The following is a 19242-nucleotide window of genomic DNA, read 5'->3' as shown; positions in this document are numbered from 1 at the left end:
TTGAAGGTAAATTATGACTCAACCCTACAAAAAGTTATGGCGCTCTCGTAAAGATCGAAAAATTGCTGGAGTATGCGGTGGTTTAGGAGTTTATTTTGGTGTCGACCCGGTATGGATGAGAATTATATTTGTGATTTTCTTCCTCATTGGAGGCACAGCACTTATCGCATACCTCATATTATGGCTCATTATTCCTTTAGAGCCCGAGGGCTGGCAAGACGCATAAGCATAGATCAAGCACACTTCAAAGAAAGAGAGGACCTTTTAGTTCCGGGTTAGATTTTAAACCCTAACCCAGAACTACCCATTTAGAGTTCATCGTGTGATAAAACAAAGGACAATGCATTTAAAATCGCTGCAATACGAAGCACAGACTGTACTGCAACCTTGTTTAACTCATGCTCCAACAATTGCCTTATATGTGAATGGATGCACATCCCACAACCGTTGATTGCAGATACGGCCAAAGCGAATAACTCAAAATCAGTTTTAGGTACCCCAGGATTTAACATACCATTCATACGCAAATTAGCAGGCATTGATAAAAGTTCTTTGTTTTCTGCCAAATGAATTGCCCGATAATATATATTATTCATTGCCATCAAAGCAGTTGCTGTTTTTACAGCCTGATCCAATTCAGCGGTTATGTAAGATGTACCCTCTGTTTTAACGGCATCGATAATCCGCTTATTTTTTAAAGTGTAAGCAACAGCTAATGCAACTCCATAAAATTGGGTTTCTGTTAAACCTGATTGCGAGACATTGCCGAATATATTACTCACATTTAGACGAATATCCTTAGCAAAATCGGGTATCATTTGTTTCAATTGTTCTATAGACATAGTACTCTCCTTTGCAGAAGCTCTTATCGATAAGAACTTCTGAATTTTGCTCAGGCCTATAATGTTTCACCACCAATAGGACGATTACAAGGACACAACTCATCAGTCTGCAAGGCATCCAAAATACGCAATATTTCTTGAGGATTACGCCCAACATTTAATGAATTGACACTAACATGTTGAATCACATTGTTCGGATCAATAATAAATGTTGCCCTTAAAGCACACCCACTTTCCTCATCCCTAATACCAAAACCATCAGTTAATTTTCCATGCACATCAGCAAAACTGTACTGATCTAACTTATCTAAGTCCTTATGTTCTCTTCGCCAAGCCAATTTAACAAACTCATTATCAGTACTCCCTCCAAGTACTACCGTATCTCTATCGTTAAATTCGCTGTTTAATTTTGCAAACTCCACAATTTCTGTTGGACATACGAAAGTAAAATCTTTAGGATAGAAAAAAAGTACTTTCCATTTCCCCGGAAAACTTTTTTCAGTAATCACTTCAAATGCACTCACACCATGTTCTTCATGATTATTAAAACCAGGTTTTGCTGCAACAATAGAAAATTCTGGAATTTTTTGACCAACAGTTAACATAAAATTCTCCTCATTTGTTTCGTTCAAATAAATTATAGTTATGGTATATAATTATTTAAAATGAATAAAACAGATTACTTTAATCGGAAAAATCGATGAGCAGATTAATCAGTCTTAAACAGCTTCATTACCTAATTACACTATATGACCATCAACATTTTGGGCGCGCAGCGGCTGCATGTTTTATAAGTCAGTCAACCTTAAGTGCAGCAATTACAAGCCTTGAAGAAACTTTGGAGGCACAATTACTTGAGCGCGATCATAAAACATTTCTGTTTACGCCTTTAGGAGAAGAAATTGTTCGTCGCGGTCGACTAATCATTGAACAGAGTAACGATTTAGTGGATTACGCGCGAAATCAAGGAAAGCTGATGCAAGGTAAATTTTATTTGGGAGTAATTCCTACCATTGCCCCTTTTATCTTAAGTGACTTACAGAATCTATGTCAGCAACTTTATCCAGAGCTCACTTTATTTATCAGAGAGGACACGACAGACAATGTTTTGAACTATTTAAGTGAAGGAAAACTTGATCTTGTTATATTAGCACTGCCCTACTCAACCCAAGAATTTCAGACACAGATATTATGCAAAGATTATTTTAAACTTGTCTTACCAAAAACTTGGTCACAGGAAGGTTTTGACAAAGAAATCAGTAAATTGCCTGAAAACAGTATTTTCCTTCTGGAAAAAGAGCATTGTTTAACAGGACATGCATTACAAGCATGTCAATTAAAAGAAAGTAAAAAAATCAATCATTTTTTTGCCACCAGCCTGCATACTTTAATCCAAATGGTAAGCCATCAGCCTGGCATTACTTTTTTGCCTAATCTTGCAATTAACAGCGACATCCTTACCGGTACTGATTTAGTCTCCCTACCTTTAAAAACCGACCATGCCTACAGAGAAATTGGCGTAGCCTGGCGTGCAACCTCCCATAAAATAGAAAATTACACGCTATTAACGGAATTAATTAAACAGATTGTTGTTGCAAAGTGCACTGATGCTTCTTAAAAGTATTCTAACAAACTTACAGTGACAGAACTGATGGCCATAGATAAAGGAAATTAAAACAAACGATCTACTATTTTTGCTAATAAATCTTCTTAAAAAAGGCTCCGTATATTATAGTCTCCCAAAAACTCATGGTGAACATTATGCGACAATACATCACGTTGCTCCTTTGTATTCTTCCATTTTTAACATCAATAAATTCTTATGCAGATATAAAGAAAACCACACGCATTCCTCAACTATCAAACAAAGAGGTCTCTGTCTGGACAACAGTGATTTATCCGAATAAAAAACAAATTTTAAAAATGCATCGACATGAACACAATCGAGTCATTGTTGCCTTAGATAATGGAGTGTTGAAAGTAGTTAACAATAAAGGAAAAGTACATTTCTTAAAATTGGAAAAAGATAAAGCGTATTATCTCTCTAAAGATGTCCCTGGTGAATTGCACACCGATGAAAACATGAGTAAACATCCAATAAAAGTTGTTGTCATTGAATTAAAAAAGTAAACGGTTTCGCATAAGACACGAAACCGTCCGCTGCATCTTATGATTTTTTAGCAAAATTCTTATTCTGAAGACGACAATGATGACCGTGATGAACAGGCAATAAAACACCCAATTTTTGATAGGTTTGAAATTGGGTTTGAGCCCATAGAGTACTTATTTTCGCATGAACACGATTTCTTTTTTCTACCAAGCTCGAGATATCACTCCATTTCGCATTAGGAGTAGCTAATTTACCTCTTATTTGCATACTTAGGGCGCGCTTTTCTTTAACTAATGGAGCCATTTGTTCGCGAAGATTTTTTTTGATTTTAGCCAACTCTGAACGCTGCTCAGGAGTTAGCAGCTTACCAACATGCTGACGATAATGATCTGTTTGATTTATAGAGACTGTCGCGCTAGATACTACTGGTTGTGCTATTGCGATAGAGGTACTTAATACACTGAAAGCCAAGCTATTAACCAATAAGAATCGTTTCATATTCATTTTATTTCTCCTATTTGGATTCATTGATAAGTTTAATGAAGCAATGTAAAAGGAATATGACAAACACACTGTTTATTGTAACAACACTGTTACAATGCTAAAAATAGGGCCGTTTGCTGTTATAATACAGTCTGAGTACAACGCGTAATTTTACTCGTTAAAAAAACCTCTGGGTTCTGCTTCATTGCCCAAGATTACATTTCTTTTATCAGGTGATTCATGAGCACAAGAAAAAACCACATATTGATTATTGATGATGATCAAGAAATTACGCACTTGATTAATGATTACTTGATTAAAAATGGTTTTCGAACCACCTGGACCTTGAATGGCTTGAATATCAAACAATTATTAAGAGAAAATAATTTTGATTTAATTATTTTAGATATTATGCTCCCAGGAATTGATGGATTGAATTTATGCCAAACAATTCGGCAAACTCATAGCATGCCAATTATTATGCTCAGCGCAGCAAATAGTATTGCTGATCGAGTTGCTGGACTGGAATTGGGTGCAGATGATTATATTTCCAAACCCTTTAGTTCACGTGAATTACTTGCTCGCGTCAAAGCACAATTAAGAAGAACTCAGGGTGAATTAGAGCATGATCGTAAAAAACTCACTCCATTACAACAAATTCATTTCGATAATTGGATTCTTGATCGCAATACCCATTCTTTGATTGATAAAGAATCCGTGGCCATCCCTTTAAGTCATCGTGAATATGAGCTCTTGGTCATTTTTTTGGAGCATCCTGGGCGTATTCTAAGTCGTGATCAATTGATGGATTTGTTGTATGACAAAGACTGTGATTCGCAAGATAGAACAATTGATGTTCTAATCGGACGTTTACGTAAAAAAATTGAAATTGATCCTCGGAACCCCAAATTGTTATTAACGATTCGAGGCGGTGGCTACCAATTCAAAACCAAGGTTGATTTGGTATGAGTCAATTAACTAAAACCGCAAAAAAAACCCTGGTTGGGTTAATACTGGGGAATTTATTAATAATTTTTTCACTCATGCAACTGGGGAAATATTATTATGAAAACATCCGCTCCCCCCTTCCCCCCAAAGCAGTACGATCGTTGACTCATCTTGTGACACTATTACAAAAAAACCCCCAATCCATATGGCCTCTGATCTTACGAAATCAAAGTATTTCTTGGGCAGAAATAACTTTATCCCCTAAACCCTTGTTCGATAAAAATGCATTTTTGACTTTAAAAGCTCCAGTGCTTTTTAATTTAATAAAACAAAATAAAAAATTAGAATTCTCCGTTTTTATAAAGGAGAATAACTGGTTAAATATCAAGGTAATTTCCTTTTTTCCCGTGCAAGCAAACTCAGTTGTCAGCCTGTTTCTTATCCTAATTGGGGCGTTACTTTTCATCAATTATTGGGCCGTACGCACACTCAATCAACCAATTCATACTTTAATCCAAAGCCTTCATTACAGCGAACACCAAGAAAATTGGTTACCTATCCCAATAACTGGAAATCAAGATCAAAAAACTATTTTTAAAAAAATTAATGATCTACAAGAAAAAGTGAATAAACTTTTAGCAAATCGAACTCGAGTAGTTACTGCGATTTCGCATGATCTGCGCACACCGTTAACCCGTTTAAAATTACGTGCAGAATATTTGGAAGATGATCCCAACTACAACAAAATAATGGCTGACATCAATGAAATGGAAGTCATGATCCGTGAAACCCTGGATTATTTCAGAGATGTAAATGTTGAGGAAAAACCTCAACTTTTTGATTTGGTAGCGCTGCTTTCATCACTGAAAGATGATGCCACCGAATTAAACTATGATGTCAGTTTTACTAGTGAAACCACGAAGTTTGTCTATTATGGTACAGTAAATTTACTAAAACGTGCTTTTAATAATTTAATTAATAATGCAGTTCATTATGGCTATAAGGCGATGATTCACTTAGATTGTTTACAAAATAAAATAGAAATTACAATTACAGACCAGGGACCAGGATTAGCAGAAGCAGATCTAGAGCACGTTTTCTTGCCCTTTTACCGAGGTGAAAATTCGCGTTCACGCAGTACAGGCGGCACTGGACTTGGATTAACAATTGCCAGAGAAATTATCCAAATGCATCAAGGCGATATTACGTTAACTAATAATTTGCAAGGGGGTTTAAAAGTAATTGTAACTTTGCCCATGAGAACAAATTAAATTTGTGATTGAACACTATAGCGTTAAGCACCACCAGCCCGAACATAATGATGTCCCGACATATTGAGGGATCTCCTGTAAGTGGTATGACATTATAATAAAATAATGCCATGCTAAAATTTGGAGATCCTTAATTGTAAATTCCTCAAGATGACGTGGTCGTATATCCTATTGGGAGAAGCCATATCGTGTCCCCCAAAAGGCTATAGTTAAAAAATGACTCACTTAATATAGAAGCAGGTTATCGAATTAAATTCACAGCCCCTTCCAAACGTGTTTTAAGCAAGAAAAGAATGGCGTTTTTCTTTTCATTAGTCAGGGTATTAGATTGTACCAAAGTCAAACAATACTCAGCGAATGCAGCAAGCTTTTCCTGATTTGTTGGTGTTGACGCATCAAGCGCATGCATTTCTCTATAGTTATTTTCCAGCTCATTAGCAATAACATCCATCATTTTTGGATCTGGATTTTTTATATTTTCTAGACCTTCTTGTTTCTTAACTGTCGCGATCTTTTCCAAAAGTCCACTTACCTGCTCCGATGTCACTTCATTAGCTTGGTTCGATTTCTTTGTTATTGATTTTAAACTATCTCGGTGAGTACTTTCCCAATATTCTCTATCGCCCTGAAATGCAATTACAGTCATGAGTACGCGAGAATCAATTTCCTTTTGATTGAATAATACTCGGTTGGTAATAGTAAAAGTCCAGTCATTTTTCAGCCTAAAAAATGGTCGATATAAAGTAGCCATTTCTTTATCTGTTACCGGATCGTAGATTGTGAAGGTTGTACCCCAGAAGTTCATACTCGCCTTAGCCAATTTTGTATATCCATCTTGTCCATAAATATCAAAGGTAGGGAAAAAAGCAAATAATCGTTCATCAGCTGCCCCAATAAAATTTTCATAATTATCGTAAACATCAAAATGGGCCGTCAGAGAAAAGAATTTTGATCGGGCATATGCCAATTTGTTATCGAACGGATCAAAAAATTCGTAAGTTAATAAGAGACTGAAGAATTTTCGATATAAAGTACCTAGTTTTCGTGTTTTTGTTTCAATGTCATAGCTTGTGGTTAAACTGATCCAATGTTCTTTAATGAACATTTCATCAGGAATTTTCGTATTTGTCAGAGCAAAACTTGTATTAATACCTATTACTAATGAAAACAAAACAGCGATTGCATTTTTCATATAGAACCTCATTTTAAACATTCCTTTTTTATTATTTTTTAATCTTTTCAGAATGAATTTGCACACAACAAATCCATTCATGATTCAGAACGAGGACGATTATATGGAAGTTCTATTAAGATAATATTAAATTACATTAACCTGAGTTCGATATAAAAAACATAGTATTATATTCCTATATCGAACTGGATTTATTTAGAAAGGATCCCGCATAAAAGGAGCCGCATTTTTATTGGATAAGTTCATCTCGTAACCTAAAAAGTATAAAGCTATTATTTTATACTTCTTAGGTCTAACTCATGTTAATTTAGCAGGTAAACTCTTAACATCAGGATTTTTTGAGTAAGCATCAAGGATTTCGTTAATTAATTGTTCTACAATACTTTCTTTCAGTTCATCCTCAATCAAACCCATTTTTTCTTTCATACTATTCAATCGAGTTTCTAGTTCTTTGGCAACGGAACCATTAGGAAATAATGCAGCCAAAAGACGCCTTGCTTCTGCAGGGCCAAGATGTCGATATAAGTGGTTTCTCACTGTAGCATCTTCAGCTGTAGTACTAAACGCCCAGAGTTCCACAGGCCCTAAAGTCAGGGTAAGCAATTGCACATTTACACCATTTTTAGTGGCATACTGTGCCAAAAACGTTCCCCCACCTTGTCTTGGTCCATGTACACGGGTGCGCAAAGCAGTTTTTGCAGTATCCGAAAGTCCAAATATTGCAGTCGTTTTTTCGATCGCTTGTGAAGGTCCTGCATCCATAATGTAAATTGCAGTAGCAAAATCGATCATAACGGGATCAAAGTCATCAACTGACTGAGATAATAAGGCGATTTGTACTTTCCACTTACGTCCCTCACGCATATCGATAATGACTTGTTCGCGTACTGCTGCAGATTTTGAAGTACGATGGAACTCGTCATAAACAATACGTTTGTGATCTTCGCGAATTTCTTGCACTCTTTCTTTATGATATTCCTTATATTGATCCGGTATATTATTTAGACTCTCTTCAGTTAAATAATAATGTCTTGCCAAGACATAACGTGCCAACATATACATAACAGCTGTCTGTCTGTCTGCAGCATCTCCACCACTTTTTGCAACTTCATCAAGATCAAGTGATACCACGCGCGCATCACCGATATCAAATGCACTTACACGCGATAAAATAGGATATTCCCGAACCGCAGCGGAGATCATTCGCGAAAACGCATTAATTAGGGACTCACCTGTCGGTGCCGTTATTCTTTCGTATAAATCTTCAATAGATGGAGTACGGCAAATTGATGCAGCATCTGCCAACAAAGGCATCGCATAGCGTTGAGCCAACATCGCTTCATGAATAAATCCTGCTGAATAAAGTGAATCTGTTACTTCCCACCATGTTGATTTTGAATCACGAATAAAACCAATTTCTTCCAAAATACTGTCAATAAATTCCTCAACCCCAGGGGAGTAAGGTGCGGGATTATACTCATCAGCCAAACTTTTATATAATTCATCTACAACCATACCTGCAAGATCCGGCATACCATCATAGGGTTTTTCCGCACCAAGAGGAGTGGTAAGCAGCGTAATAAAGTTAACTAAAAAAGCACGCTCTAATGCTGTAGGATAGCGACACCCTAATTGCGTATCAAAAGGATTAATTGAATATTCAGGGGTCATCCTTAACCGATGATAAGCAACCTGGTGACGTTTTGATGCGGGAAGAGCTTCTTTCAGCAAAGAGATGAGTCCACTGCTTGAAGGTCCAATATCAATAATCGCAATACGTGGTAAACGTAACAATCCCCCAGACAAACATAATGCTAAATTAATCGCATTTGATAGAACTGATTTACCAGAACCTGGGCGTGCATAAACCAAATCAATCCAAGTAGTCTGTTCCGTAGAGCCTGGTTGGAAAGGCCAAGGCTTACCGTCAGGTGTCCTAAAAAGCAAGGCACCTTTTGTCCAAGGTGATGCCGGACGGGTAATAGGCAAAATGGATACTACCGAACTTAGTGGTGCAACTGTAGGTACGGCGGTGCTATTGAGCGTAGCCGCTAACATACTGGAAACAAACCCACCAAACGGATCGCCACAAATTTCAGAAACATCGGTTGAACCCCATCCCTCAATGGCTTTTACTAATTCAGAACTACGTTGGCGTAATAATGGAAGTCTGTCTTCAGGTGCCCAGGTTGTTGCAACAACTCGCAAGCGCACTATTGATTCATCCGTATTAAGCTGAATGTATTTTAATAAATTCACTGAATCACTGATCAAACGATTTTGTGCCGAACTAAAAGTAAGAATCGCAGCCAACATTCCCTTAAGCTTAATCGTGGCAAGTCCTTCACTCTCAATCAAAAAAGAGATTCGCCAAGGGACATGTGAAGGTAATATACGAGTAAATAACTGAATAAAAGGTCTTAGATCTTTGGGGAATAAATCGATATAGGTTGATGAATAAATCTTATCCCCAACCCTAACTGTTCGCAAATCTAATACTTCGGCGTCACGAGGAAATACTTGTTTTGCTAATGAAGGCCATAATAAATCAGAAGGATCACCTTCAAAACTATTAATTTCTCTAACTGTTACCCTATCTCCAGGCAAACTTGGTCGCCAATCATCGGCAGTATAATCAGGATCTGAAGTCATGCGAACTGCATGGATTGCATCGTGAACTTCCAGTAACTTAGCAAACACATGATGCGAATCCAGATCATTCATAACGGAACGAACATAGGCATCATGGGTGTCACGTAACTCTGGGATCGCAGCATAGATAGTCTGGGTGTTTTTAAAAGGGGGAGCCTTCTTATCTTTGAGCATCTTCATTTTGGCTTTGTTAGCAGCCTTTAATTGCTCTGATGTTAAATTGAAGGGTCGCGTAATCAGCACAAAATAAACTCGTTCTTCCGCGCAATACTGTGCCATATAATTAACTCGTTCTTCAAACAAGTCCGCTAAATTCAGTTCGAGTCGTTTTGCTGTAGCTGTAGCTGGTTGGTAGGTATCTTGGATCAACTTTTTTATGTTTTGTTTATCATGACTAAAATAAACCTGCAGAGCGTGTCCTGGACGTCCCATAGCGGCTTGAAATGAATTGGTTAGCCCTGCAACCAAATTTTCAAATTCTGCATTTCCTACAAGAGCTGAGACTCCTTCAACCTTCAAAATTGATAGCAGAGAACCATCGTGATTAACCAACACTGTTGAACTATCAGCTGTTTCTAAATCAATGTATGATTCTGTCGTTTGCTTGAGCGATGTACTTAGCCAGGCAAAGAAGGTATCTACTCCTTCAAAAAAAGATTCTGACCAATGCGCCATTCCTTTCCTCACATTTAACTTGAAATTTCTTCTAATGCACTTGCAGCCCATTTTTCAATTTGTTTACGAAATTTGGCTCTTGAAGGCAATAGAAGTATATTTTTAAACAATTGAGATCTTCTCTCTTCGTCATTTACGCCCGCATCAATCATTAGCTGACCGAATATTGCAGGGTCGCTTGTTCCCTCACCAAATTTTTCTTCCACAAGTTGTGAACGAAATTTGAAAGCTCGATAAATATTTTGTGCACTGGACTTATATCCCGTATCATTGGTAATCGCACAAAACAGTACATGGCATATGCTATTTAACTCGGCTTGAGTTAGCTCAGGAAGATAAATTAATGTTCCTCCACCATAGCCACCAACGCCAACAGATTCAACAAAAAAGCACTGTGCACAGAAACAACAAGAAGTAACCAAATTATCTAATTTGTTGTTAGCATAATTATTATCAAGATTCACCACTTCTTGGAATAAGCGAGCTTGAAATCCACAAAACCTACACGTATATCTATCTCTTTGAAATACTTTTTGCTCGAACGATTTAAATCGCTCGTCTACCTTTCTGGCAGAATACAAACGCCATGAACCTGGCGTAGCCATTAATTTTAATTTGTTTTGCTCTTGATTAACTGCCATATTCCTGGCTCACATTTAATACAATCTACTTTATTGGCAATTACTCGATTTGATACTCATTAAAAGATCCTCTTCCCTTGGGGAGAGAGGATCTGAAATGAATCTTACCATTTTTATTATAAAAGTAACGTCTATGCTAATTAGCTGCCACTTGTATAAACTGTTCCAGTTGGGCCCGCAGTTGAACCACCACTGCCCCCAAACATTGTTACTCCGGTTACCCCTAGAATAGAAGGTAGGAACAACAAGGCCGCAGCGATAAATACCAACGCAATTGGCGTACCTATTGGAATCTGAGTTGGGTTATCTTTGTGCTGTTTAAATTTCATAATAGCACCAATTGAGAAGCCCAAACCCGCCAAGTAAGAACCTGCAGTGATTAATTTGGTCAAGTTTGTAAATGATGAGGTAATCGTTGATGCCATTCCTCCTATAGACATTCCGCCTCCTGCAGCAGCATCTTGACTCACCAAAGCCAATAAACTTAAGCAAATAAAACTGCTTAACCAATATTTGTAACTAGATTTACTTATGACTTTACTCTTCACCTTTTTCTCCCCAATTTTAAATTTACTAGAAATTAAATCAAATTAAAATCGTGCTTAGCTCTGTCACGATGTCCCATATAAAGTATTGTTAATCATTTCAATTGTACCTATAATGTTAATCGCTAATATCCCTCCAAATACATGAATCAAACCTTTTCCTGTTCCTCCTGGGGGTTGTCCTTGGGAAGCAGAACGTGCAATCAACACCCATCCTCTTACGAAGGCTACTAAGCCGATGACCTGAATAATAATTGTCAAAGGCCTTCCCACAACACTCCCACTACCGAATAAGGTATCAAGTGTCGGGTTACTACTATTTACCGGAGCATATTGGAGAACATTTTGATAACCAAAAGTACTCACCATCAATGATGAAAAAGCCGATGGGAAATAAATAAATATCGCGCCAACTACTAAGTATACAATTGGTTCTTTCATACTCGTATTACTCGACATCATCGTACGAGCTTCACCATATATTTTTAAACTATAGACTGCTTTGAATAAAAAAGCACAACCAATTAAGTATGCCCCCCCTGTAATCAAGCGTTCTACAGGAATCAGCGAATTTGCAATATTTGTTAATATATTCACTTGACCTGATATCCAGCAAGCTACTGTTCCGCCCGTACATGTATCAGCCATACAACACCTCAACTATCTTCTTGACTAAACCTGATTACTCGCCCGGAACTCGTTAAAACCCGACCTTGCATAGAGTCAATGAGCTTAACAGTTCCGTATCCTGCGATTTTTGTTCCTTCTCTTACTGTAAGTGTAGAACCATTTGTGCCAATTAGCCAAGCCCGACCAGGAATTACTGCATTTATATAATAAATTATTTGTGGTGCCACTGGGCGGGAACGAACTATTTTCTTGACAGGCTTTGGTTTTGTACGTTCTATTAATACGTTAATTACTTCAGATTGCTTCGCCACCTGATTATTCAAATCGCTTATCATCTGATTCAGTTTCGTAATTTGGGCATTTAACGCATTTACATTATTATTGACATTTCCTACTTGCTGGTTCATTGAATTCACTTCAGATTGAACCGTTTGTTGGCTTGCCTCAATAGACGCTACTTTGTGCTCTAGTACCGCATTATTCTCTTGAACCGCCGGAGGCTGTTGTTGGACTACCGGTTTTGGTTGAATGGGTTCCGGTGGAATCTGAGTCACGGGCTGAGGAGGAGTGGGCGTTATCTCTGCTACAGGAGCCGGAGTTATACTCTCCTTAGGAGGAGTACTTTTAGAAAACATCCCTCCGATAAATTTATACATCAACATAGCAAAAACAATAACACCTATGGCAATTAAAGCATTACGCTTAATATTCTTTTGGGGCTCCATTCCTACTGATCGTGCAGGAGCAGAACTTTTCGTATCAAACTCTGAAGTATCTAATGATTCATTCTCAAGAGAATCTAATTCTTCGAATTTATATTCATCATTTTGATCATTATCCGCCATTTTTACCTACCATCAAATTAAATAGATTGTACATCCTGAGTAAATAAAACCCCAACAGGAGTTCCAGCATAGACTTCAACAGTTGGAGGTGTATTAAATAATACTTGTGCTTGCTGCCCCCACGTCTTACCAACGGTAGCTAAACCAATTACCGCATTTTCCAAAGTAGAACGGCCAACACCATTTGCAACGGTTACGTTATTGCCGCCACCTGTACCGCCTATGGTGACCGTAGTATTCGCAGACTGGAATGCATTACCAAAGCCCTCTAAAAACGAGGAAGCAAACAATGAACCGTATCTCAATAAAAAGTGATTGTTTGTTCTACTAGAAAGAGCGGTTCTTGCTGTATTTGGATCAATTGCATAGGCAGAGATCGAAATTGTTTTTGGTGCACCTGGAATTGACATAGTATTAAATGTAATAACCATTTTGTCGGCATTGGAAGGCAAATTAAAGCTGCCAATTAGTTTGGTTCCTTTAAGTTTACCTGCAACTATAGTAGCAAGAATTGGTCCGGGTTCATCACTATTGATTGAAGTATCGATTACAGCGAAAAGGACATCTCCTGTTTTAATCATATTTGTTTGAGTAGTTGATGCAGTTGGCGACTGGGCAACAGTTGCCCCTCCAGGACCAGGACCAATTCCTGCAGCAGCTGCAGCAGCACCAGCACCTTTCTCTTCATTACCCGAAGTATAAGTCTGTGTTGGTACGTTTTTCCATTCTGCAATTAATTGGTTCGCAGCGTTTAACATGTCAGAACTTTTTTGTTGAATTTTTTGTTGATATTTTTGCTCAGCCATTTGCTGATTTTGTCTGTTGATAATAGCTTGTAATTGTTCATTGCTAGCAGTAGATCCTGGCATTAAGGTTCCTTCTGCCCCTCCCTGGCCTAATGATGGGATTCCACCAACATTAAATGCGCCCTGCCCGATATTTGGAGCACCCAAACCTGCTACTTGAAACGCATTCACTAATTCAGAAGCACTGTATCCAGCGTTTTTTAAATCATCAGAACTAAACCCTGCACTAGCCAAATCTCTAGCACCAAAACCAGCCGCTTTTAACTCTGCGGCTGTAAATCCGGCATCCTTCAAATCTTTGGCGCTAAAGCCCGCTGCTCTTAGTTCTGCAGCGGAAAATCCTGCATCTTTCAATTCTTTGGCGCTAAAACCCGCGGCTCTTAGTTCTGCAGCGGAAAATCCTGCATCTTTCAATTCTTTGGCACTAAAACCTGCATCTTTTAGTTCTTGGGCAGTAAAACCTGCTGCTCTTAATTGAGCCGCAGTACATCCAGCATATTGTTTTATTAGTGCAGCACTAACTCCTGCAGCCCGTTCCTTTGTTAATGCATCAACACTACAACCCGCTTTTTTTATGCCATCAAGAGTAACACCTGGTGGTAACGTAGCCCCTGCTGCATTTATTTCTCCAGCAGAATAACCGGCCTTAGCAAGCTGATCTGGTGTGAACCCGGCACTTAATAGGTCTCCAGCAGTATACCCTGCTGCTTTTAATTCTTCGGCGGTAAAACCAGCATTTTTTAAATCCGCAGCGCTAAAACCAGCATCTTTTAATTCTTTAGCATTAAAGCCAGCCGCCTTTAGCTGTGCGGCTGTGAATCCTGCATCCTTCAAATCCTTAGCACTAAATCCTGCGTCTTTCAATTCTTTAGCACTAAAGCCTGCATCTTTTAACTCTTTAGCACTAAAACCTGCATCCTTTAATTCTTTAGCACTAAAACCTGCATCTTTTAAATCTTTGGCACTGAAGCCTGCATTTTTAAGCTCAGCTGCCGTAAAACCAGCATCTTTAAGTTCTTTTGCAGTATAACCCGCGTCCTTTAGAGCTTTGGCAGAACACCCAAGTGTTTTCTTAATCGTCAGGGCACTCACTCCTGCTGCTCTTGCTTTCTTTAATGATTCAACACTGCAATCTGCAACACGGCCACTTGCTATGATATCTGCCGGACTCAATCCTGCATTTTGTAAATCTTTAGGAGTAAATCCCGCTGCAAGAAGTTGCGCTGGTGTATATCCTGCATCAAGTAATGATTTGGCATCATATCCAGCATTTTTTAATGCTTCAGCACTACATCCATTTAATTCTTTAATGCGCTTGGCAGAAACACCGGCAGCGAAAAGTTTCTTCAAATTATCCGGATTACAACCCGCTGCTTTGATTTGTGCATCCGTCAAAGGAGTTGCAGCGCTAATTTGTTGGGGAGTAAAACCAGCATTCGCTAAATCTGCATCAGTAAAACCAGCTGCTTTTAAAGCTTGGGCACTACACCCAGCATATTGTCGAATAAGGGCTGCACTAACTCCTGCAGCTTTTTCCCTTTTTAATGCATCAACATCACAACCTGCTTTTTTTACATCATCAGGAGTAATACCTGGCGGCAATTCAGCCTCTGCAGCCTTTATATCAGCAGCAGAATAGCCAGCCTTCTCAAGATCCTCTGGCGAAAACCCAGCATTTAATAAATCCCTAGCACTATATCCTGCTGCTCTTAATTCTTCAGGTGTAAAACCTGCTCTCTTTAAATCAGCCGCACTAAATCCTGCATTACGCAACTCTTTAGCAGTAAAACCAGCCGCTTTTAATTGTTCTGCACTACATCCACTTATTCGTCGAATGGCAGAGGCCGTAACTCCTTCTTTACGTAATTTAGTCAATGCCTCAACACTACATCCGGCTTTTAATACATCCGCAGCAGTTATTCCTCCCGGTAAACCACTGGCATTGGCTATTTCCTCTGGAGAATAACCAGCTCCCTTCAATTCATCATCAGAAAAACCAGCATCTTTAAGTTCTAGTGCAGTAAAGCCCGCATTACGTAATTCGCATGCATTAAAACCACAGTCTCTTAAGCGAGTAGCATTATATCCTGCATCTTTAAGTTGCCTTGCATTATATCCTGCAGCCTTTAATTCTTTACAGGGACAAACTTGATTCAAATCTTTTAAAGAATAACCATTATCTTTTAACTGTGCACAGCTACATGCTGCTTTCAGATCAGTTAATTGTGCTCCTTGGCTAACAACCTGATCAACAACCGTCTTTGAACAACCCCCGTTTTGAAGTGCCTGCAGCCAAAGACTTTTTTGAGATCCTTCTTCATTCTCACGGGCTAACGTCGCAAACCCTACTCCACTTTGCCCCCCCTGAGAACCGATGACGCCAACTCCCTCACCCAAAGCTTGGGTTCGGATAATTGTTGGAATGGCACTTCCTCCGGTTTGCTCTGCTTTTTGTGCCTGAGTAATGTTCTGCTCTTCCTGCAATTTGGCATATTGCGCTGTTGGATTGAGAACGCCCGGAATAGACTGAATCGCTCCTGGAGTACGTCCAAGAGTAGCAACAGCTGAAGGGCCTGTATTTATGGATCTTAATTTTATATACCCTATCACCACAGCAAATAATAATAATGCCGCTGTAAAAATGATAATCACTCGCGTACGCGTGTTTGAAAAAAGCGATTTTATATTTTCTTTTCTGCCAGCCATTTATAACCCTTCTACCTTGAGCTGCATGACTTTCCCATGCCAAGAAACCAATAACACCGGAGATTTTTGCATTTCATATGCATGCGTCCCATCTGCACTGGTCATACTTGCTAACCAGCCCGGCGACAATATAGTAAGATTTGTTCTAACATACATTCTGTCGTTAGCTAACCAAGCACGCGCATCACCTCCGGTGATACTTAATCGTTTACTTCCGGGAGGTGGAACACCATCTAAAACATGAAGAAGCAATTCACTTGCTGAAGGGGGAATTCCAGTTTCTAGAGGCATGCTTTTAGCATTTGGCCCATAACCTTGAACACGCAAATCAACTCGATAATCAACAGCTTTTTGTCCCGGTATAAGGGTTAGCATCACTGGAGTATTTAAACCTCTCAAGCGAACTGCCAAATTACCATAATTGTATAATTTTAGTGCTTGAATCATTAGCGTATTGCTTGTTTTATCCCATTGAATATTGAATGAGTTTGGATCCCCTAAATCATAAGCAGCGATTGGCCATGGAGCTCCGGATGAATCAAGAAAAACTAATGAAGAGACAAATCCTTGCGCCAAACGAATGACGGGCGGAGTGGAGCCTGGAGATAAATTCACGAATTGAGATGTTGCTGTCGGTTTTGGTGGTGTACCTACAGGTGAAGACTTAGCGTATTCCATGGTTTCGTTCAATTGTTTTAAATGAACAATTTGCTCTGTATTCAATGGATAGATACTTTTTGTCATATCCTTATATGCTTTATTATCAATAATTTCCTCATCATTTTGTGTCATGACTTGCGGCGCATTAGGATTGGGAGTAGGACTAGGTGCAGGTGTTTGCGCTGGAGGCTTGTAAATATTATTTGCGAGAGGAATAGGAATATTTGCTGCTTGATCTTGTGCAGGCGCTGGATTTAGTCCAGAAATTTGACTTTGCCCTGCTGGCTGATTTTGCCCTGCTGGCTGATTTTGTGATAATCGTTGTTGTAACAAGCGTAACTGTTGCAATGCCTGTTGCGCACTATCAGATTGATCTTGCGCATAAGAAAGACCAGGAACCGAATAAGCTAATCCGGAGATCAAACAAAACTTTAAAAACCAGTTCAGCTTTTTCATTAAGACACTCCACCTGCAGCAGGTCCCACAACAAATTGCGATATACCTATTCCTCTGGGCGAATTCAATGTAGAAACACGAGTAATCAGCATAGTAACTACATTATTCTGTTGTGTAAATTCACTGGCGCTCTGGTACGTTACCAATATAGGCATTTGTACTCGCCATGAAAAACTACCGTTTAATACCCCTTTTTGTAAGATAATGGGGGCTCGTGTTGCTACTGCCGAAACAATCAGTTTTTTAGCTTTGACTGCATCCAGATTATTTGATTGTTGTAAAGCACTCAGAAATTGATCCCAACCTTCAGGTGTAAAAAATCCAGATGAAGCTTGTAATTCGTCTCTATAATTAACGAAATTATAAGTAAACGCAGCAATAGCGGCCTGGTTTGCCCATTGCAAAACTGCAGAATCTGATTGGTTTGGTTCATTTAAAGGAAAAAGCGGCGTGATACGTCCGTTAATACTGGTCGCAAAATATTTGGGGGCTGGCGGATGGGTAATGATATAAACCAATAACGAAGCTAGAACTATATTGACAATAAGAGCAATTAACAATGCAAGCATTACTTTACGCTGGCTGTCTTTATAAAATTTGTTTCTTAGTGCGACAACTGTCAAGGCATCTTCAGCCATAATATCCTCTATTTATTGCTTATTGTGGTATCAATTTATCCTCACTCTCCGCAGGTGGATCAGGAGGAAGTAACGCGTTTGCTGTAAAATTCGGAGCCAAAAGAGGTTGCAACTGAATAGGTGGTGATATTCCACTCGTTGCATAATAATCTCGCTCGGGCTCTGTTAAATGAATGTAAGCGATTAAAACTCCAAAAATGCAATTCACGATCAAAGAGATAATTAAAGTAATTAATCCACGTCTGTAGGAGATAACATAGAAATTTTTACTATTTTTTATCAATTCCCAAGTTTCGCGACTCATTATTTCCCCTATGCGACAGCTCGTCTAAACGTAATCTCTACCCGCGCATTTATTGAATTATCACCGCCTTTAGTGAACCCAATAATAGGTTTATCACTACCTAATCCTTGTGTAAAGATAAAACGGCTATCTACTCCCTGAGACCAAAGATATTCACCAACGACTCGCGATCTGGCTAAAGTCAATGCGTGTTCTCTTTGCGGTGATACATATTTGTTACTGTAACTCGCTACATTAATTGCAATTTTTCGAAACTGTTTTAGAAATACTGCAATTTCATTAAGCAATGGATAGGACTTCCATTTCAGATGCGGTGTTTCCGGTTCAAACAAATAATTAGCCGGGATACTGATCATATAATCCTGGCCAATAGTAATTACTTTTACCCCTTTTTTATTTAGTTTTTTAGCGAGCTTCATGATGGTAGCATCACAGGCACCAAGAACCTTGCAGGGATATTTAGGCTCCTCTTTATCTAGTGCCCAATAGTCCCTTTTGCAGGCGGTCAACGTCAATAAGACAATCACTCCAACAGCCTGAATTAGATTAATACGTACTGATCTCACTCACTATCCTCATATTTCAAAATGACCATTTTAAAATGATTCTGACTGTAGTTCGGTTGTGTGTTCCATCTTTAAGAAAAGGATACAAATCATTACGTTACAATGAATTCGATAAAATAGCTATTTTTTTAAAAATTTATTTATTGCTTTACAATTTTTTGAATAAAAACACAGCGGCTAGGTTTATTTTTTTTCAATGTTAAAATAGCCCTCAGGGAGTTTGATGCTTAAGAAATAAAGTTTGTGGTAAAACGTCTGGAGGGTTTTTAGCC

The 19242-nt window shown here is 38.6% G+C and carries 19 protein-coding genes; 5 read left to right on the top strand and 14 right to left on the bottom strand.

From position 1 onward, the window contains the following. The first annotated feature begins 13 nt into the window (after positions 1 to 13). Positions 14 to 226 carry a PspC domain-containing protein gene (locus DGG96_RS04455; RefSeq protein WP_110141755.1) on the top strand — a complete coding sequence of 71 codons (213 nt, stop codon included), beginning with the start codon at positions 14 to 16 and terminating at the stop codon, positions 224 to 226. Positions 227 to 308: 82 nt separating this feature from the next. Here DGG96_RS04455 and DGG96_RS04450 read toward each other — a convergent pair whose 3' ends face one another. Then, positions 309 to 842 carry a carboxymuconolactone decarboxylase family protein gene (locus DGG96_RS04450; protein ID WP_110141754.1) on the bottom strand — a complete coding sequence of 178 codons (534 nt, stop codon included), beginning with the start codon at positions 840 to 842 and terminating at the stop codon, positions 309 to 311. Between the two features lie 56 nt (positions 843 to 898). After that, entirely contained in the window at positions 899 to 1447 is a 549-nt protein-coding gene (locus DGG96_RS04445) for a peroxiredoxin (RefSeq protein WP_110141753.1), read from the bottom strand. Between the two features lie 95 nt (positions 1448 to 1542). On the opposite strand from DGG96_RS04445, the gene DGG96_RS04440 reads away from it, so the two are divergent. Together DGG96_RS04440 and DGG96_RS04435 are read left to right on the top strand one after the other, a co-directional pair. Further along, positions 1543 to 2460, top strand: a complete 918-nt coding sequence (locus DGG96_RS04440) for a hydrogen peroxide-inducible genes activator (protein ID WP_110141752.1) — start codon at positions 1543 to 1545, stop codon at positions 2458 to 2460. Positions 2461 to 2603: 143 nt separating this feature from the next. Next, the gene (locus DGG96_RS04435) at positions 2604 to 2972 is read left to right on the top strand and encodes a cupin domain-containing protein (RefSeq protein ID WP_110141751.1); all 369 of its coding nucleotides are present in this window, start codon (positions 2604 to 2606) and stop codon (positions 2970 to 2972) included. A gap of 37 nt (positions 2973 to 3009) precedes the next feature. Here DGG96_RS04435 and DGG96_RS04430 read toward each other — a convergent pair whose 3' ends face one another. Beyond that, a complete protein-coding gene (locus tag DGG96_RS04430) occupies positions 3010 to 3456 on the bottom strand; it encodes a Spy/CpxP family protein refolding chaperone (RefSeq protein WP_110141750.1) in 447 nt (148 codons plus the stop codon). Positions 3457 to 3675: 219 nt separating this feature from the next. Here DGG96_RS04430 and DGG96_RS04425 point away from each other — a divergent pair, with 219 nt between their 5' ends. Both DGG96_RS04425 and DGG96_RS04420 read left to right on the top strand, forming a co-directional pair. Further along, positions 3676 to 4404 carry a response regulator transcription factor gene (locus DGG96_RS04425; RefSeq protein WP_110141749.1) on the top strand — a complete coding sequence of 243 codons (729 nt, stop codon included), beginning with the start codon at positions 3676 to 3678 and terminating at the stop codon, positions 4402 to 4404. Beyond that, complete coding sequence (locus DGG96_RS04420) at positions 4401 to 5654, top strand: sensor histidine kinase (RefSeq protein ID WP_110141748.1); 1254 nt, start codon at positions 4401 to 4403, stop codon at positions 5652 to 5654. The genes DGG96_RS04425 and DGG96_RS04420 overlap by 4 nt, the downstream gene beginning before the upstream one ends. Before the next feature lie 241 nt (positions 5655 to 5895). Here DGG96_RS04420 and DGG96_RS04415 read toward each other — a convergent pair whose 3' ends face one another. The 11 genes from DGG96_RS04415 to icmN form a co-directional block, all read right to left on the bottom strand. Beyond that, positions 5896 to 6846 carry an LURP-one-related/scramblase family protein gene (locus tag DGG96_RS04415; protein ID WP_110141747.1) on the bottom strand — a complete coding sequence of 317 codons (951 nt, stop codon included), beginning with the start codon at positions 6844 to 6846 and terminating at the stop codon, positions 5896 to 5898. A 297-nt stretch (positions 6847 to 7143) separates the two neighbouring features. Further along, positions 7144 to 10173, bottom strand: a complete 3030-nt coding sequence (locus DGG96_RS04410; protein ID WP_110141746.1) for a type IV secretion protein IcmB — start codon at positions 10171 to 10173, stop codon at positions 7144 to 7146. Positions 10174 to 10187: 14 nt separating this feature from the next. Continuing rightward, entirely contained in the window at positions 10188 to 10814 is a 627-nt protein-coding gene (icmJ, locus tag DGG96_RS04405; RefSeq protein ID WP_110141745.1) for a type IVB secretion system protein IcmJDotN, read from the bottom strand. 140 nt (positions 10815 to 10954) lie between these two features. Further along, positions 10955 to 11362: a type IV secretion protein IcmD gene (locus DGG96_RS04400; protein WP_110141744.1), complete on the bottom strand. Its 408-nt coding sequence runs from the start codon at positions 11360 to 11362 to the stop codon at positions 10955 to 10957. A 63-nt stretch (positions 11363 to 11425) separates the two neighbouring features. Beyond that, positions 11426 to 12007 carry a type IV secretion protein IcmC gene (locus tag DGG96_RS04395; protein ID WP_110141743.1) on the bottom strand — a complete coding sequence of 194 codons (582 nt, stop codon included), beginning with the start codon at positions 12005 to 12007 and terminating at the stop codon, positions 11426 to 11428. Positions 12008 to 12015: 8 nt separating this feature from the next. Further along, positions 12016 to 12834, bottom strand: coding sequence for a type IVB secretion system protein IcmG/DotF (gene icmG / locus DGG96_RS04390; protein ID WP_110141742.1), 819 nt, complete (start codon positions 12832 to 12834; stop codon positions 12016 to 12018). 17 nt (positions 12835 to 12851) lie between these two features. After that, entirely contained in the window at positions 12852 to 16346 is a 3495-nt protein-coding gene (dotG, locus tag DGG96_RS04385; RefSeq protein ID WP_110141741.1) for a type IVB secretion system protein DotG/IcmE, read from the bottom strand. Continuing rightward, positions 16347 to 17462 carry a DotH/IcmK family type IV secretion protein gene (locus DGG96_RS04380; RefSeq protein WP_110141740.1) on the bottom strand — a complete coding sequence of 372 codons (1116 nt, stop codon included), beginning with the start codon at positions 17460 to 17462 and terminating at the stop codon, positions 16347 to 16349. Further along, positions 17462 to 18100 carry a type IVB secretion system apparatus protein IcmL/DotI gene (locus tag DGG96_RS04375; protein ID WP_110141739.1) on the bottom strand — a complete coding sequence of 213 codons (639 nt, stop codon included), beginning with the start codon at positions 18098 to 18100 and terminating at the stop codon, positions 17462 to 17464. The genes DGG96_RS04380 and DGG96_RS04375 overlap by 1 nt, the downstream gene beginning before the upstream one ends. 19 nt (positions 18101 to 18119) lie before the next feature. Next, entirely contained in the window at positions 18120 to 18404 is a 285-nt protein-coding gene (icmM, locus tag DGG96_RS04370; RefSeq protein WP_110141738.1) for a type IVB secretion system protein IcmM/DotJ, read from the bottom strand. An 8-nt stretch (positions 18405 to 18412) separates the two neighbouring features. Beyond that, positions 18413 to 18970 (bottom strand): type IVB secretion system protein IcmN/DotK, encoded by a 558-nt coding sequence (gene icmN / locus DGG96_RS04365; protein ID WP_110141737.1) that lies wholly within the window; start codon positions 18968 to 18970, stop codon positions 18413 to 18415. Positions 18971 to 19242: the final 272 nt, after the last annotated feature.

It is taken from the genome of Legionella qingyii (genome assembly GCF_003184185.1).
Note: the sequence above shows the minus strand (reverse complement) of the source record. Positions and strands in the feature narration are given on the sequence as shown.